Consider the following 15,961-nt stretch of genomic DNA (forward strand, 5'->3'; position numbering starts at 1 on the left):
CCTCCCTCAAAGCCCCACGATCCCCTGCGCCGCCTGCGCGCCGATCGCCGCGACGACGCCGTAGACGGCGAGCCAGAGCCGGCGCTCCAGCCGCTCCATCACCGCCTCGATCCGCTCCAGCGTCGCGGCCACCTGCGCGAATTGCAGCGCCACGAGCCGCTCATGCGCCTCGATTCTGAGGCCCGGCGCGCAGGCGAAGCGATGTTCGCGCAGATCATCCATCCGAGCCGACCTCGCGCGCGGGCAGGCCCAGCAGCGCGCGTTTTTCCGCATCGGTCAGGAACAGCGCCTCCGAGACGCGGCGCCACTGGCCGTCGCGCTCGGCGGCCAAGGCGGGCACTTGGTCGAGATCGACCCGAAGCTCGAACCGCTCGCCCGCGAAATCCGACAGCCACTCGGCCAGGGCCGCCGCGACCCGCGTCATCAGCGGCAGCACGGTCAGCCGGTAGAAGGCGCGGTTGGCCTCCTGGTAATTGGCATAGGTGGCGTCGCCCGGGATCCCGAGGATCATCGGCGGCACCCCGAAGGCCAGCGCGATCTCGCGCGCCGCGGCCTCCTTGGTCTTCTGGAACTCCATGTCGGAGGGGCTGAAGCCCATCGGCTTCCAGTCGAGCCCGCCCTCGAGCAGCATCGGTCGGCCGGCGTTGCGCGCGCCCTGGTGCTGGCTTTCCATCTCCTCGACCAGCCGGTCGTATTGATCGGGGGTCAGCCCCGCCTGCCCGTCGGCGCCGCGATAGACGATGGCGCCAGAGGGGCGCGCGGCGTTGTCGAGAAGCGCCTTTGACCACGCCGAAGCGGCGTTGTGCACGTCGATCGCGCTGGCGGCGGCGGTGAGCGCCGAGAGACCGTAATGGTCGTCCTGCGGGTGAAAGCTCTTGATGTGGCAGATCGGCGAGAGGCCATCCGTCACCGTGAAGCGGTGCTTGGCGCCGCCGGCGGCATATTCATAGGCCGTGGGCCAGCCATCCGCGCCGGGCACCAGCGCCATGCGCTCCGAGCGCAGCACGTGCAGCTCATAGGGCAGCCCCTCGGCGCCCACCGCCTCGACATAGCCGTTGCCGGTGAGCAGGATCTGACCGACCAGCGCCTCGATCATCTCGGCCCGGCCCTGTCCGGGGTTGGGCCGCGCCAGGAGCGCCAGCGCCGGGTGCCCGTCGTAGCGGCGGCCCCGGTCCTGCAGCATCAAGGGCAGCGCCGACGCCGCCTCGGAGATGAGCCGGACCGCGCGAAACCCCACCGGGTTGCCCAGAAAGCCCGCCCGGGTGAGCGATCCGGTGTCGCGCGCGCTCCAGGCCGGGCGGCCCGCCCCGGGCCATGCGAGGCAGCGCCCCGCCGCCGAGGCCTTGGCCTCGGGCGCCCCCTTGCCGCGCTTGAGAAACTCGAACATCGCCGCCCCCCGCTGGTCGTCTTCCTGGCTCGGGAGGGAGAATGGCAGCGCCGGGTTGGGAAAGCCGGAACGGCGCGAACGGTGGTCCGGCCCGGGGCGCAACGGCCAGGGGTGGAGGGGCTGCCGCCCCCGCCGCGTGCCGCGGCTCCCCCGCGCGTATTTTCGGAACAAAGTCGGGCCCGGGAGTCGGGCCTCAGAGCTGCCGCAGACGCGGGCGGCGCCATTGCTTGGCCGGCAGGATCATCAGCTCGTGCAGCGCCCAGACCAGCGCGTCCACCCGGTCGGGCGAGCCCGATCCGACGAAACCCCGCGCCGTCATCTGCGCCATCTGATCCTCGAGCGCACCGAGACCGCGCAGGTGATGCACGCGGCCCTGCTCGTAGAGCGCCGCGACCGGCTCGGCCCGGCGCGCCTTGCCCCGGCTGGCATGCAGCGCCCTGAACGGCACCAGGGGATCGATCTGGCGCACCACCGCCTCGACCAGCGCGCCGCCCTGGTTCACCTCGGCGACCATCCGCCCGGCCTCGTGCCGCGCCATCGCCGCGCAGGCGGCGCGGGCCCAGCCATGCGGCGAGGCCGCCGCCACCGTGGCATCCTCGAGCACGAAGGCGCGCCAGTCCTGCGGCGGCCCCTGGGTCACGGCGCCGGCCACGACGATGCCGCAGGCGTCCGAGCCGGCATGACCGCTCACCGAAGGGTCGACGGCGACGACGACGCGGTCGAGGGCGGGCGCTGTCTCGACCGTGCAGGCGGCCAACATATCGGCGGTCCACAGCGCGCCCTCGGCATCCGCCAGCAGCACCCCGTCGAGCTCCTGCCGGCCCTGCCGGGTGCCGGCGTAGCGACGGGCCATCTCGTCGAGGAACCCCTGGGCGAGGTTCGCCGCGTTGGCGGCGGTCGGCGCATGGGTGGTGACGGTGCTGTCGGCGGCCAGCAGGTCGCGCAGCACCGCCACGTTGCGCGGCGTCGTGGTGACGCAGGCGCGCGGATCGCCCAGCCGCAGCCCGAATTGCAGCATGTCCCAAGCCGCCTGCCCGCGTTTCCACTTGGCCAGCTCGTCGGCCCAAGCCGCGTCGAATTGCGGGCCGCGCAGCGCCTCGTAATCATGCGCCGAAAAGAGCTGCGCCACCGCGCCGTTGGGCCATGTCAGCATCCGCCGCGTCGCGCTCCATTCGGGGCGGCGATCGGGCGGTGAACAGGCCATGATGCCGCTGTCGCCGAACACCATCACCTCGCGCGCCTGGTCGAGCGTCTCGCCCAGAAGCGCCACCCGGCGCGCAGGTCCCGGTGCGCCGGGGCGCGCGCCCTCGACCTGCGCGCGGACCCATTCGGCGCCGGCGCGGGTCTTGCCCGCGCCGCGCCCGCCAAGGATCACCCATGTGCGCCAGTCGCCTGCGGGCGGCAGTTGATGCGGCAGCGCCCAGAGGTCGAAGAGCCATGGCAGCGCCGCCAGCTCGACCGGCCCGAGCCCGTCGAGAAACTCAGCCCTCGCGGCAGCAGGCGCGCAGGCGATCCAGCCGGCAACCGATCCGTCGCCGCGCCTCGTCGAGATCGAAATCGCCCGCGGCGAGCCCGCCATCCTGTCGCCTGAGCCAGTCATTGAACTTCCTCTCGACCTCGAACGCCCCCTTAAGAGCGCTCTCCAAGTCACTGATCTTTTTCTGAATGTCCTTCGGGGCTACGGCGTCCGACCGTAGCTCCGTCAGCAGGTCCGCCAGCGTCGACCGCACCGATGACAGGAGCAGCCACGCATCCTCCCATTCCTTGCGGCGCGCGGCTTCGTCCGGTCCCGAGGGGCCCGTCATCTCGCTCATCTTCCATTCTCCCGGCTGTGTCCCGGCCGGGAGCGGACATGAAAAAGGCGGCGCCGGGTTGCCCCGGTGCCGCCTCGTCGTTCTTTCCCAGCCTGTGCTTGACCCTAGGTCATACCGCGCCGAATGTCAATCGAAACGAGTTGAAGTGCGCCCTACAAGCGCCCGGCCCGTTTACGAAAAATCAATTCTGAACTGCGCGCTCGGCCTCGATCTTGCGCCATTCGGCGACGTTGCTGTTATGCTCGGCCAGCGTTTCGGCGAAGGCATGGCCGCCGGTGCCATCGGCCACGAAGAACACGTAGTCGGTGGTCGCCGGGTTCAGCGCCGCCTCGATCGCCGCGCGCCCGGGATTGGCGATCGGCGTCGGCGGCAGCCCGTTGATCACGTAGGTGTTCCACGGGGTCTCGGCCTGAAGCTCGCTGCGGCGCAGGCCCCGGCCCAGCACGCCCTTGCCCTCGGTGATGCCGTAGATCACCGTCGGGTCGGTCTGCAGCGGCATGCCCTGGCGCAGCCGGTTGATGAAGACGCTCGCGACCTGCGGGCGTTCGGCGGCGATGCCGGTCTCCTTCTCGACGATCGAGGCGAGGATCAGCGCCTCTTCCGGGCTCTCCAGCGGCAGGTCGCCGGCGCGGTTCTCCCAGGCCTCGGCGAGGATCGCGGCCTGCGCCGCCTCCATCTGGTCGAGCACCGCCTCGACCTGCGTGCCCGGCGCGATCTCGTAGCTGTCGGGCGCGAGGCTGCCCTCGGCCGGGATCTCCTCGACATCGCCTTCGAGCGTGTCGAGCGCGTTGAGCGCCTGCACCACCTGCCAAGAGGTCACGCCCTCGGCCATGGCGATGCGGTAGCGCGTATCGGCACGGCCGCGCATCTCCGTATAGGCTTCGGGGATCTCGACGCCCTCGGCGGTCGGGTCGAACTCGGCGAGCTCGTTGAATTCCGAACTCGCCGGGTCAAGCTCGCGCACCTCGGCCAGCACCGCGTTGACGCCGATCTTGTAGAGGATCTCGGTGCCGCAGGTCGAGGCGCCGCCGCGGGTCACGATGTCGACGATCCGCTCCATCGAGGCCCGCTCGGGGATCAAATGGCTGCCGGCCTTGAGCTGGCCCGCCTTCTCGGAATACTCGGCACCGATGCGGAAGATCGGCGCCGAGCCGATCGCGCCCTGCTCTTCGAGCCGGGCGCTGACGCTGCGCATGTTGGTGCCCGGCTCGACCCGCAGGCAGATCGCCGCCTCGAGCGGGCCGTCGCCCGAATACTCGTTCACGCCCCAGGCGATGACCCCGGCGGCGCCCGCGAGCCCCACGATCAGGAAGGTAATCGTGTTCGAGGCGAGATGACGCCACATCAGGAGGCGACCTTTCCGAACAGCACGCTCGCATTGGTGCCGCCGAAGCCGAAGCTGTTGGACAGCGCATAGTCGATGCGGCGCTCGCGCTTCTGGTTCGGCGCGAGGTCGACGACGGTCTCGACCGCCGGGTTGTCGAGGTTGATGGTCGGCGGCGCGACCTGGTCGCGGATCGCGAGGATGGAGAAGATCGCCTCGATCGCACCGGCAGCACCGAGCAGGTGGCCGGTCATCGACTTGGTCGAGGACATGGTGACCTTCGAGGCCGCCTCGCCCATCATCCGCTCCACCGCGCCGAGCTCGATCGTGTCGGCCATGGTCGAGGTGCCATGGGCGTTGATGTAGTCGATCCGCTCGGGCGCGATCCCGGCATCCTTGAGCGCGGCGCGCATCGCCCGCTCGCCGCCCTCGCCGTCCTCCGACGGGGCGGTGATGTGATAGGCGTCGCCGGACAGGCCGTAGCCCAGCACCTCGGCATAGATCTTGGCGCCGCGCGCCTTCGCGTGCTCGTATTCCTCGAGCACCACGATGCCGGCGCCCTCGCCCATGACGAAACCGTCGCGGTCGGCGTCATAGGGGCGGCTCGCCGCCTGCGGGTCGTCGCGCCGCTTGGTCGAGAGCGCCTTGCAGGCGTTGAACCCGGCGATGCCGATCTCGGAGATCGCCGCCTCGGCACCGCCCGCCACCATCACGTCGGCCGAGCCGTACTTGATCAGCCGCGCCGCGTCGCCGATCGCATGCGCGCCGGTCGAGCAGGCGGTGACCACCGAGTGGTTCGGCCCCTTGAAGCCGTAGCGGATCGAGACCTGGCCCGAGATCAGGTTGATCAGCGCGCCGGGAATGAAGAAGGGCGAGACGCGGCGCGGGCCCTTTTCCTTGATCAGGATCGCCGTCTCGGCGATCGAGTTCAGCCCGCCGATGCCGGAGCCGATCATCACCCCGGTGCGCTCGCGCGCCTCGTCATCCTCGGGCGCCCAGCCGCTGTCCTCGACCGCCTGTTGGGCGGCGGCGATGCCATAGAGGATGAAATCGTCGACCTTGCGCTGCTCCTTGGGCTCCATGTAGGCGTTCGCGTCGAAACGCACCGACGGATCGGCATCCTCGCCGCGCGGCACCTCGCAGGCGTAGTTCGTCGCGAGATGGCTCGCGTCGAAGCGGGTGATGGTGCCCGCGCCGGATTTCCCGGCCAGGATCGCGTCCCAGCTCGGCTCGACCTTGTCTGCCAGCGGCGTCACCAGCCCCAGCCCCGTCACGACCACTCGCCGCATCTGACCATCCTCTTCGCAATAACTCGCGCCCTGATACCGCAGGGCTTCGCGCGGGAGCAAGAGCGCGGGCGTGGCGAATTCGCGGCTCGGCGCCACTGCGCGGCTTAACGCGGAGTTCAGCAAGATCGGCTTTGCTGCGCAAAAGGAGTTCCGCCATGCGCGTCTGGCCCGTGCTACTGTTCCTGATGCTGGCCGCGCCGCTGCGGGCCGATCCCGCCTGCGATACCGTGGCGGCGCTCGGCCGCGTGGTGACGAGCGCGCAGGACCGCGATGTCGCGATGCTGAACCGGGCGCTGCGGCGGATCGATGCGGCGCGGGCGATGTGGAACCTAGCGGGTCACCCCTTGGTGCGGCATCGCACGGAGATCGAAGCCGCGCTGCGGATCGCGGCAGATTGGGCCAATGCGGCGCGCGGACCGGGCCTCGACCGCGCACCGCTGTCCCCGGAGGACGAGGCCGCCCTCGCGCGGCTGGAGGCGTTGCTGGCCGGCGCCGGCTGCGGTGACGAGATCGGCGCCCCGGGCGCGTCGGGCTTGGCCGAGCGCAAGGCCGGGGCGGTCGCGGGAAGCGGGGGCTGGCAGGCGATCCGGCTCGTCGGCGTCGGCGTGGCGGCGCTGGTCGTCGCCGGGAGCGGCGGCGCGCTGGTCTGGATCCTGGTGCGTCACGGGCAGAGGCGACGACGGCGCGAGCAGCGCCATTCGGTGAACCTACCCGCGCGGCTGCGCAGCGGCGGCGAGGAGATCGAGGCGCGGCTGCTCGACATCAGCCGTCTGGGCGCCAAGCTGCGGATTGACCCCGGCGTCGGAGCGCCGGACCCGTCGCGGATCGTGCTGTTTCTGGGCGATCGCGAGATCGAGGCGGCGCCGCGCTGGCGCAACACCCATTATCTCGGGGTGCAGTTCGTCAAACCGCTCAGCGAGGAGATGATGGCGCCGCTGATCCAGCCCGCGCGCGGGCCGCGCGAGGGGCCCTGAATCGAAAACGGCACCCGCGAGGGGTGCCGTTTCCCGTGCCAGGCCGGAAGGCCGTGGCCCCGTCGGTTACTGCGCTTCCTTGATGAAGCGGACCGCGTCGCCGAAGGTCTGGATGGTTTCGGCGGCATCGTCGGGGATCTCGATCCCGAACTCTTCCTCGAAGGCCATGACCAGCTCGACGGTGTCGAGGCTGTCGGCGCCCAGATCGTCGATGAACGAGGCGTTCTCGACGACCTTGTCCTCTTCGACACCCAGATGCTCAACAACGATCTTGCGCACGCGGTCGGCGACGTCGCTCATAACAGTTCCTCACGTCTTTCCGGCCCATTTGGGCCTTTTTCTCTTGCCCCGAAGGACATTCTCATGCCCGAGCGGGCCGCTCACCGACAGGGGCCGCGACGGCCCCTTCCGGAAAATCTCGTCGTCCTTTAGCAGAGAATCCGGGCCGCGCAAACGCTTTGTGGGCCCCGATCTTCCCGGCCTCAGAGCATCGCCATGCCGCCGTTGACATGCAGCGTGGCGCCGGTGACATAACCCGCCTCCGGGCTCGCCAGATACAGCACCGCCGCCGCGATCTCCTCGGCCTCGCCCATGCGGCCTGCGGGAATCTGGCCCAGGATGCCCGATTTCTGCTCGTCGTTGAGCTTGTCGGTCATCGCCGTGGCGATGAAGCCCGGCGCCACGCAGTTCACGGTGATGCCGCGGCTCGCCACCTCGTAGGCGATGGATTTCGACATGCCCACCATGCCGGCCTTGGCGGCGGCGTAGTTGGCCTGGCCGGGGTTGCCGGTGGCGCCGACGATCGAGGAGATGTTGATGATCCGGCCCCAGCGCGCCTTCATCATCGGCCGTACCACGCCCTTGCACAGCCGCATCGTCGAGGTGAGGTTGACCTCGAGCACCTGCGCCCAGTCCTCCTCGGACATGCGCATGAACAGGTTGTCGCGGGTGATGCCGGCGTTGTTGACGAGGATGTCGAGCCCGCCCATCGCCTCGATCGCCTGTTTTGGCAGGGCGTTGACCGCCTCGGCCTCGGACAGGTTGCAAGGCAGGACATGGGCGCGGTCGCCCAGGGTCGCCGCCAGTTCCTCGAGCGGCGCGGTGCGGGTGCCGGACAGCCCCACGGTGGCACCGGCCCCGTGCAGCGCGGTGGCGATGGCGCCGCCGATGCCGCCAGAGGCGCCAGTGACGAGCGCGCATTTCCCGGTCAGATCGAACATGTGTGGTCTCCTGCGTAAGCGGTTGGCAACGGGTCTAGCAGCGCCGAGGCGCCCGGACCACCGCCCGCGCGCATCGCCGCGCGCGCGGGTTCGCGTATTTGTGGAACAAAGTGGCCGCGACCTCAGCCCTTGGCCGCCGCGACATCCTCGGGCGTGCCGATGGCGCGGGTCTCGGCCCCCTTGGCGATGCGGCGGATCATCCCCGAGAGCGCCTTGCCGGCGCCGACCTCCCAGAAGGCGGTGACGCCCTGCGCCGCCATGAACTCCACGCTTTCGCGCCAGCGCACCGCGCCGGTCACCTGCTCGACCAGCAGCGTGCGGATCAGCGCCGGGTCGGAGACCGCGTCGGCGCGCACATTGGCGACCAGCGGCACCGCCGGCTCGCGGATGTCGACGCCTTCCAGCGCCTCGGCCATGGCGCGGGCGGCGGGCGCCATCAGCGCGCAGTGGAACGGCGCGCTGACCGGCAGCAGGATCGCGCGCTTGGCGCCCTTTTCCTTGGCGATGTCGAGCGCCCGCTCGACCGCGGCGCGGCTGCCGGAGATCACCACCTGCGAGGGATCGTTGTCATTGGCGGCCTGGCAGGTCTCGCCCTGCGCGGCGGCCTCGGCCACCTCGCGCGCGGCGGCGAGATCGAGGCCGAGAAGCGCGGCCATCGCGCCCTCGCCCACCGGCACCGCGTCCTGCATCGCCTCGCCGCGCAGCCGCAGCAGCCGCGCCGTGTCGTCGAGGCGCAGCGCGCCGGCGGCGCAGAGCGCCGAGTATTCGCCCAAGGAGTGGCCTGCCACGTAGGCGGCGTCGGTGACGCCGATGCCCTCGGATTTCAGCGCCGCCATCGCGGCGATCGAGGTGGCCATCAGCGCCGGCTGGGCGTTGCGGGTGAGGGTCAGGGTCTCGATCTCGCCCTCGAAGATCAGGGTGCTGAGCTTTTCGCCCAGGGCCGCGTCGACCTCGTCGAACACCTCGCGCGCGGCCGGATAGGCCTCGGCCAGCGCCCGGCCCATGCCGATGGTCTGCGATCCCTGCCCCGGAAAAACGTATGCGCGCATGGCCCTGCTCCCTTGTGATGCGGTGCGTCGCGCCACCGCATAACGGCTCGGGCCCGCCGCGACAAGAAAGCCTCAGCCCATGGCAGCGCGGCGGAACAGCGGCACGCCCGGCCGCTGCGGCAGGCCGAGATCGGCCTCGATGCGGCGCGCCAGTTCGGAAATCGCGTGCAGGTCGCCCTGCGCCACCCGCACCGAGAGGTTCTCGCCCGACAGCCGCAGCTCGGCCCGCAGCGCCATGCGCCGCGCGTCGTGGCGGTCGCGGATCTCGGTGGCGCGGAATTCGTCGAAGCCCCAGCTCGCGACCTGCTCGACCCGGCCGCCGGGGCGGCGCAGCACCTCGCGCACCAGCCGCCGCTCGGTGTCGAAATGCATCTCGCTGCGGCTGCTCAGCCCGGCATAGCAGAGCAGCCCGCCGCCCAGCGCCACCGCCAGCGCCAGCTTGGCCCAGAGCGCGGCGTCGAACGGCTGGCCCAGCGGCGACAGCCAGACCGCCCCCGCCGCCGCGGTGACGCCGAGGCCGAAGGCCCAGATCGCGAGGAGGCCGAGGCCGGCCAGCCGGCGGCAGCGGGGGCCGCAGCCGAGCACGAGGGGGGCATCTTCGGAGCGGGCTTGGGCGGATGCGTTCATGAGGCGCGACCTTGGAACCTGTGCAATCGGACAGGTCGAGCTTCCATAGGGATAAGGGCGGGATTATGGCCGGCTGCGGGCGCGGATCGGCCTTTCCACGCGGTTTCGCCCACGCCGCTTGCGCCGCGCCGCATGATCTGTATAAGGCCGCATCCTTCCGCGCATTCGCATGAACCGCGCAGACTCTCGTGAACGGGGAGCGGAAGGCCAAGGCCCCGTTCTATGAAATGCGCCCGGAAATCGAACTGGAGTTCACATGCCGCTTTACGAGCATGTCTTCATCGCGCGTCAGGACCTGTCCAACGCGCAGGCCGAAAGCCTCGTCGAGCACTTCTCGACCGTCCTCGCCGACAATGGCGGCAAGGTGCTCGAGAACGAGTACTGGGGCGTGAAGACCATGGCCTACAAGATCAACAAGAACCGCAAGGGCCACTACGCCTTCCTGCGCTCGGACGCGCCGTCGCCCGCCGTGCAGGAAATGGAGCGCCTGATGCGCCTGCATGACGACGTGATGCGCGTCCTGACCATCAAGGTCGACGCCCACGAAGAGGGCCCCTCGGTCCAGATGCAGAAGCGCGAAGAGCGCGGCGAGCGCCGCGAGCGTCGCTGATCGCCTCCAGGAAAGGATAAGAGAATGGCCACCAAACCGTTTTTCCGTCGCCGCAAGACCGACCCCTTCGAGGGCGAGAACGCGCCGAAGATCGACTACAAGGACACGCGTCTGCTGCAGCGCTACATCTCCGAGCGCGGCAAGATCGTGCCCTCGCGCATCACCGCCGTCGGCTCCAAGAACCAGCGCAAGCTCGCCCAGGCGATCAAGCGCGCGCGGTTCCTGGCGCTGCTGCCCTACGCCGTGAAATAAGGAGACCGACTCATGGACGTGATCCTTCTGGAACGTGTGGCCAAGCTTGGCCAGATGGGCGAAATCGTGAAGGTGAAGGACGGCTACGCCCGTAACTTCCTTCTGCCCCAGGGCAAGGCGCTCCGCGCGAACGAGGCCAACAAGGCCCGTTTCGAGGACCAGAAAGCCCAGCTCGAGGCGCAGAACCTCGAGTCGAAGAAAGAGGCCGAAGCGATGGCCGCGAAGCTCGACGGGCAGCAGTTCGTCGTGATCCGCTCCGCCTCCGACGGCGGCTCGCTCTACGGCTCGGTCACCACCCGCGACGTCGCCGAAGCCGCGACCGCCGACGGCTTCTCGATCGACCGCAAGCAGGTCGTGCTGCGCGGCGCGATCAAGGAACTCGGCCTCTACGAGGTGACCGTGGTCCTGCACCCCGAGGTCGACGCCACGATCGAGATCAACGTCGCCCGCTCGCCCGAAGAGGCCGAGCTGCAGGCGTCGGGCAAGTCGATCCAGGATCTGGCCGCGGAAGAGGAAGCCGCCGCCGAGTTCGAGATCCAGGGCCTGTTCGACGACATTGGCGGCGCCGCCAATGACGACGAGGGCCAGGAGGGCTGAAGCCCGCCTGAACCGGCATGAGGACATGGCCGCGTCGAAAGACGCGGCCATGTTCATTTCGGGAGACAGGATGCGCCAGCCTCGCGGACGCGACGCCGTGTCGCCGGTCGGTACGCTTTTCCCCCCTACTGACACCCCCGGCGGCGGCCTATATGATCCGACTGTACTCGAGTGCCGGGCCCGTCCGGCCTCGCTCGGGCAATGGGCGCAACGACCGGGAGATGGACGGGCGGTGAATATCGAAGCGGACACGACCACGCGGCCGGAAACCGACCGGCTGAACGAGGAACGGCTCCTCGAGACCATCCGGCATGCCCGGCTGCCCTTGTGCATCACCGATCCGACCCTGCCCGACAACCCGATCGTCTTCGCCAACGCGGCGTTCTGCGCGCTGACCGGTTACCCGATCGAGGAGGTCGTCGGCCGCAACTGCCGCTTCCTGCAGGGCCGCGACACCACCGAGGCCAGCATCGACCGGATCCGCCGGATCATCGCCAGCGGCGAGGTCGACACGGTCGAGATCCTGAACTACCGCAAGGACGGCACCAGCTTCGTCAACGCGCTGCAGATCGGACCGATCATGGGCGAGGACGGCACGCCGGTGCTGTTCTTCGGCTCGCAGCTCGACACCTCGTCGCGCCGCGAGGGCGAGCGACAGGCGCGCGAGCTGGCCGATCGCGAGCTGGGCCATCGGCTGCGCAACATCGTCAACGTCATGTCGGTGATGATCCGCATGTCGGCGCGCGAGGCCGCGGACGTCCAGACGCTGGCCCGGATCGTCGACGGGCGGCTCAAGACCCTGAGCGAGGCGCATTTCCGCACCATCGGCGACAGCTCCGAAAGTGCGGCGCGGCTGCGCGAACTGCTGCGGCCGATCCTCGACGCCTACGCGCCGCGCGGCGACGCCCAATTCGCCTTCGGGGGCGACGATCCGCAGGTCCCCGCCGATCTCGTCTCGGCGCTGACCCTCACGGTCCACGAGCTGGCGACCAATTCGGTGAAGCATGGCGCCTTGGGCGCCCATGAGGGCCGGGTCGCGTTCGAGGTCTCGGCCGATGACGGGCTGAGGCTGTGCTGGACGGAGCGCGGCGGCCCCGAGGTGGTGGCGCCCGAGCGGCGCAGCGGCTCCGGCATCATCCGCTCGCTGGTGGCCGGTGTCGGCGGCACGCTCGAGCTCGACTGGCAGCGCGAGGGGCTGGTGGCCCGGCTTGCCTTTCCCGCCGACCGCTGAACCGGCCCGGCCGCGCGCCCGGCGCGCGATGTTCCGGTCGATGATCCTTCATTGCCGCCACCCTGCTGGATACGGACGCCCTGCCCGCGCACGCGAGACGCCGCAATTGCGCACGCGCCTGCCCCTGCCCTGGCCGATGCCGCCAGCCGGGGCGGCATGCAGGCTTCCGCCACGGCAGCCTGCGAATGGTCATTCCCCTGTGACGCGAAGCCGCTACCCTGCGGCCACCAATTACGGGGGCGAAACGACCCCCGACACCAGGGAGACGATCAATGGCACTGATCCTGAACCGCCGCGGCTTTCTCGCCGGAAGCTCGGCCATGCTGGCGCTGCACCCCTTCTCGGTCCGCGCGCAGGCCAATCAGGCGCATCTGCGCATCATGGAGACGACGGACCTGCACGTCCACGTCTACCCCTATGATTATTACGCCGACAAGGAGATCGACACCGTCGGCCTCGCCCGCACCGCCAGCCTGATCGAGGACATCCGGTCCGAGGCCACCAACTCGGTGCTGTTCGACAATGGCGATTTCCTGCAGGGCAACCCGATGGGCGACTACATCGCCTATGAACGCGGCATGCCCGAGGGCGCCATGCACCCGGTGATCGAGGCGATGAACACACTGGGCTTCGACGCCTCGACGCTGGGCAACCACGAGTTCAACTACGGGCTGGAGTTCCTGATGAACTCGGTCTCGGGCGCCGCCTTCCCGATCGTCTCGGCCAACGTCGTGACCAGCATGGGCGAGGAGATCACCGGCGACGAGACCCTCGTGCCGCCCTACGTGATCCTCGACCGCGAGATCACCGACGGCGCCGGCGAGACCCACGCCATCAAGATCGGCGTGATCGGCTTCGTGCCGCCGCAGATCATGAACTGGGACCGCAAGCATCTCGAGGGCAAGGTCGAGCCGCGCGACATCGTGCGCGCCGCCGAGGCCTACGTGCCGAAGATGAAGGAGGAAGGCGCGCATATCGTCGTGGCGCTGAGCCATAGCGGCATCGGCCCGGTCGAGCATAGCGAGGGCATGGAGAACGCCGCGATCCCGCTGGCCGGCGTCGACGGCATCGACGTGGTCCTCACCGGCCACAGCCACCTCGTCTTCCCCGGCCCCGACTACGAGGATCACGAGGGCGTCGATGTCGCCGCCGGCACGATCAACGGCAAGCCGGGCGTGATGGCGGGTTTCTGGGGCTCCCACATGGGTCTCGTCGACCTGATGCTGGAGCGCGACGGCGAAGGCTGGCGCGTCGCCGGATCGGAGGTCGAGGCGCGGCCGATCTACGAGCGCGGCGAGGACCGCTCGATCACGCCGCTGGTCGAGAGCTTCGAGCCGGTGCTGGAGTCGGTGGCGCAGGAGCATCAGGAGACGCTCGACTACGTGCGCCGCGCCGTGGGCAAGACCGACGCGCCGCTGCACAGCTACTTCGCGCTGGTGGCCGACGATCCGAGCGTGCAGATCGTCTCCAACGCCCAGACCTGGTATATCGAGCAGATGCTCGCGGGCACCGAGCACGAGGGGCTGCCGATCCTCTCGGCGGCGGCGCCCTTCAAGGCGGGCGGTCGCGGCGGCCCGGACTACTATACCGACGTGCCCACCGGCGACGTGGCGATCAAGAACGTGGCCGATCTCTACCTCTATCCCAACACGGTGCGCGCGGTGCGGGTGACCGGGGCCGAGGTCAAGGACTGGCTCGAGCGTTCGGCGGGGATGTTCAACCGGATCGAGCCGGGCCGCGAGGATCAGGTCCTGCTCAATGACGAGTTCCCCTCCTACAATTTCGACGTGATCGACGGCGTGACCTACGAGATCGACCTGTCGGAACCGGCAAAGTTCGACCGCGAGGGCAACGTCGTGGCGCCCGAGGCGAACCGCATCAAGAACCTGCAATTCGAGGGCCAGCCGATCGACCCCGAGCAGGAGTTCATCATCGCGACGAACAACTACCGCGCGACGGGGGGCGGCTCCTTCCCCGGGGCCGACGGCTCCACCATCGTGTTCGAGGCCCCCGACACCAACCGCGACGTGATCGTGCGCTACATCGTCGAGCAGGGTACGATCAGCCCCTCGGCAGATGCCAACTGGCAATTCACGCCGATGGACGGCACCACGGTGCTGTTCGACACCGGCCCCCGCGCGGCCGAATACCTCAACGACGTGAAGGGCGTGCAGATCGCGCCCGCCGGCGACGGCCCCGACGGCTTCGCCCGCTTCGTGATCCGGCTCTGACGCCAAGGCCGCCGGGCGCCACGGCGCCCGGCGGCTCCACCGCTTCGTGGTTCGCCTCCGAGCCGCCTCCTCGACACGCAGGAGGCTGGGGCCGATCCCCTGCGAATCCCAGCCCTTTGCACTTCGTGGTGCAGCCTCCCGCGAAGGCCCTTAGGACTGCAAAGTCATGGCAATCAGAGGCTCCCGAAAAAATCGTCGGGAGCCTCTGATTGATGTCTGCCATGCTGACGAAGCTGACCTTACACTTTGTCAATGAACGAAGACACGAGCGCTTTAAACGATACACTGCCTGATGTGGTCAGTGCCGTTCGTTGCAATGTCCGGGTGGAACAGACATTAATGAATACTACTAAGATATCGATCAGGCAGGCGGTTTCTGCGGAATCCGATGCCGTCGCAGCGATTGCACGTAAATCTCGATCGCATTTCCTGCCATATCTGCCCGACTTGCATTCTTTTGATGACGACAAGAAATTTTACAGAAACAGTGTTTTCTTAGAGTGCGACGTCTGGGTTGCGATCGAAAATGAACATATTATTGGCTTTTGCGCTTTCCAGAAGGGCTGGGTGGATCATCTCTACCTTTTGCCAACGCATGTCGGTAGGTCAATTGGCGAATCTCTCTTAAATAAGGCAAAAGAAAGCCATGACCTGCTACGCCTTTGGGTGTTTCAGGAGAATAAACGCGCCATTAGCTTCTACCAACGCAACGAGTTTCAAAAGATAAGTGAAACCGACGGGTCATCGAATGCAGAAAAGGCCCCTGACGCGTTGTATGAATGGCGTAGGCCAACCTGAACTTGCTGAGCCAGGACAGCCGAGGTGGGCTCAACGCCGACATCGCGCTCCGAGCCTTGGTATCACTCACCCGCACCACAAAGTGCAGAAGACTGACTGCGCACCCCCCGTCCCGTTTACCGCCCTTGAGGCCCTTGGAGAGGCGATTGCCCCGGAACTGCTCGCATTGGTTGCGGAGCCCTCTGGCTCCGACGCGGGAAACGCGATCTAATGACCTTCGGGACCAGATGCGCGGAGGATCGAGTGGCAGGCGAGACGGAAGATCACCCATCGCTCCCGGACGAACCGGAAACCCGGCAGGTCAGCGTCCGCGTCGAGGCGACCCTCGTCGAGCGCTTCGTCGCGGCGCGGCGGATCTGCGAGGCAAACGGCAAGGAGTTGCCCATCGCCGAGGTGGTGCGGCTCGGCATGGAAGCTGCCATCCGCGAGGTCGAGGCGACCTTCGGGGAGGCTGCCGAGAAACAAGCTCCTTCGCGTGGCGATGCCCGGGGAACCGCGCCCGGCACCTGAGCGCCAGGACTGCATGCCTCGGGCAGCCCGTCGATCGGTCGAAACCGT

The 15,961-nt window shown here is 68.7% G+C and carries 18 protein-coding genes; 8 read left to right on the forward strand and 10 right to left on the reverse strand.

The window, feature by feature from the left end:
* Positions 1 to 6 precede the first annotated feature (6 nt).
* From ACRAQ3_RS08695 to fabF, 6 genes are all read right to left on the reverse strand, one after another.
* Positions 7 to 222, reverse strand: coding sequence for a GTA head formation protein, RCAP_rcc01685 family (locus tag ACRAQ3_RS08695; protein WP_432254337.1), 216 nt, complete (start codon positions 220 to 222; stop codon positions 7 to 9).
* Entirely contained in the window at positions 215 to 1,387 is a 1,173-nt protein-coding gene (locus tag ACRAQ3_RS08700; protein ID WP_432254338.1) for a phage portal protein, read from the reverse strand. The genes ACRAQ3_RS08695 and ACRAQ3_RS08700 overlap by 8 nt, the downstream gene beginning before the upstream one ends.
* Before the next feature lie 193 nt (positions 1,388 to 1,580).
* Positions 1,581 to 2,966: a DNA-packaging protein gene (locus ACRAQ3_RS08705; RefSeq protein ID WP_432254339.1), complete on the reverse strand. Its 1,386-nt coding sequence runs from the start codon at positions 2,964 to 2,966 to the stop codon at positions 1,581 to 1,583.
* On the reverse strand, positions 2,869 to 3,201 hold the full coding sequence (locus tag ACRAQ3_RS08710; RefSeq protein ID WP_432254340.1) for a hypothetical protein: 333 nt from the start codon (positions 3,199 to 3,201) through the stop codon (positions 2,869 to 2,871). Before ACRAQ3_RS08710 ends, ACRAQ3_RS08705 begins: the two co-directional genes overlap by 98 nt.
* A gap of 181 nt (positions 3,202 to 3,382) precedes the next feature.
* Positions 3,383 to 4,546 (reverse strand): endolytic transglycosylase MltG, encoded by a 1,164-nt coding sequence (mltG, locus tag ACRAQ3_RS08715; RefSeq protein WP_432254341.1) that lies wholly within the window; start codon positions 4,544 to 4,546, stop codon positions 3,383 to 3,385.
* On the reverse strand, positions 4,546 to 5,814 hold the full coding sequence (fabF, locus tag ACRAQ3_RS08720; RefSeq protein ID WP_432254342.1) for a beta-ketoacyl-ACP synthase II: 1,269 nt from the start codon (positions 5,812 to 5,814) through the stop codon (positions 4,546 to 4,548). Before fabF ends, mltG begins: the two co-directional genes overlap by 1 nt.
* Positions 5,815 to 5,969: 155 nt before the next feature.
* On the opposite strand from fabF, the gene ACRAQ3_RS08725 reads away from it, so the two are divergent.
* The gene (locus tag ACRAQ3_RS08725; RefSeq protein WP_432254343.1) at positions 5,970 to 6,788 is read left to right on the forward strand and encodes a PilZ domain-containing protein; all 819 of its coding nucleotides are present in this window, start codon (positions 5,970 to 5,972) and stop codon (positions 6,786 to 6,788) included.
* Between the two features lie 66 nt (positions 6,789 to 6,854).
* On the opposite strand, the gene ACRAQ3_RS08730 is transcribed toward ACRAQ3_RS08725, so the two are convergent.
* From ACRAQ3_RS08730 to ACRAQ3_RS08745, 4 genes are all read right to left on the reverse strand, one after another.
* Positions 6,855 to 7,088, reverse strand: a complete 234-nt coding sequence (locus ACRAQ3_RS08730; RefSeq protein ID WP_017929475.1) for an acyl carrier protein — start codon at positions 7,086 to 7,088, stop codon at positions 6,855 to 6,857.
* A gap of 182 nt (positions 7,089 to 7,270) precedes the next feature.
* A complete protein-coding gene (gene fabG / locus ACRAQ3_RS08735) occupies positions 7,271 to 8,008 on the reverse strand; it encodes a 3-oxoacyl-[acyl-carrier-protein] reductase (RefSeq protein ID WP_269397141.1) in 738 nt (245 codons plus the stop codon).
* A 122-nt stretch (positions 8,009 to 8,130) separates the two neighbouring features.
* Positions 8,131 to 9,057 carry an ACP S-malonyltransferase gene (gene fabD / locus ACRAQ3_RS08740; RefSeq protein WP_432254344.1) on the reverse strand — a complete coding sequence of 309 codons (927 nt, stop codon included), beginning with the start codon at positions 9,055 to 9,057 and terminating at the stop codon, positions 8,131 to 8,133.
* 72 nt (positions 9,058 to 9,129) lie between these two features.
* Positions 9,130 to 9,684, reverse strand: coding sequence for a hypothetical protein (locus ACRAQ3_RS08745; protein WP_432254345.1), 555 nt, complete (start codon positions 9,682 to 9,684; stop codon positions 9,130 to 9,132).
* A gap of 256 nt (positions 9,685 to 9,940) precedes the next feature.
* Between ACRAQ3_RS08745 and rpsF the strand changes: the two genes are divergently transcribed.
* From rpsF to ACRAQ3_RS08780, 7 genes are all read left to right on the forward strand, one after another.
* A complete protein-coding gene (gene rpsF / locus ACRAQ3_RS08750) occupies positions 9,941 to 10,294 on the forward strand; it encodes a 30S ribosomal protein S6 (RefSeq protein ID WP_085897358.1) in 354 nt (117 codons plus the stop codon).
* Positions 10,295 to 10,318: 24 nt separating this feature from the next.
* Positions 10,319 to 10,546 (forward strand): 30S ribosomal protein S18, encoded by a 228-nt coding sequence (gene rpsR / locus ACRAQ3_RS08755; RefSeq protein ID WP_017929480.1) that lies wholly within the window; start codon positions 10,319 to 10,321, stop codon positions 10,544 to 10,546.
* 12 nt (positions 10,547 to 10,558) lie between these two features.
* Positions 10,559 to 11,143, forward strand: a complete 585-nt coding sequence (gene rplI, locus ACRAQ3_RS08760; protein WP_269397138.1) for a 50S ribosomal protein L9 — start codon at positions 10,559 to 10,561, stop codon at positions 11,141 to 11,143.
* A gap of 232 nt (positions 11,144 to 11,375) precedes the next feature.
* Entirely contained in the window at positions 11,376 to 12,374 is a 999-nt protein-coding gene (locus tag ACRAQ3_RS08765; protein WP_432254346.1) for a PAS domain-containing protein, read from the forward strand.
* Between the two features lie 272 nt (positions 12,375 to 12,646).
* Complete coding sequence (locus ACRAQ3_RS08770; protein ID WP_432254347.1) at positions 12,647 to 14,605, forward strand: bifunctional 2',3'-cyclic-nucleotide 2'-phosphodiesterase/3'-nucleotidase; 1,959 nt, start codon at positions 12,647 to 12,649, stop codon at positions 14,603 to 14,605.
* A gap of 252 nt (positions 14,606 to 14,857) precedes the next feature.
* The gene (locus tag ACRAQ3_RS08775; protein ID WP_432254348.1) at positions 14,858 to 15,403 is read left to right on the forward strand and encodes an N-acetyltransferase family protein; all 546 of its coding nucleotides are present in this window, start codon (positions 14,858 to 14,860) and stop codon (positions 15,401 to 15,403) included.
* A gap of 243 nt (positions 15,404 to 15,646) precedes the next feature.
* Positions 15,647 to 15,913 (forward strand): hypothetical protein, encoded by a 267-nt coding sequence (locus ACRAQ3_RS08780; RefSeq protein WP_432254349.1) that lies wholly within the window; start codon positions 15,647 to 15,649, stop codon positions 15,911 to 15,913.
* Positions 15,914 to 15,961 lie beyond the last annotated feature (48 nt).

Origin of the sequence: Limimaricola sp. AA108-03 (assembly GCF_050847355.1) — a bacterium.
Lineage (GTDB): Bacteria > Pseudomonadota > Alphaproteobacteria > Rhodobacterales > Rhodobacteraceae > Limimaricola.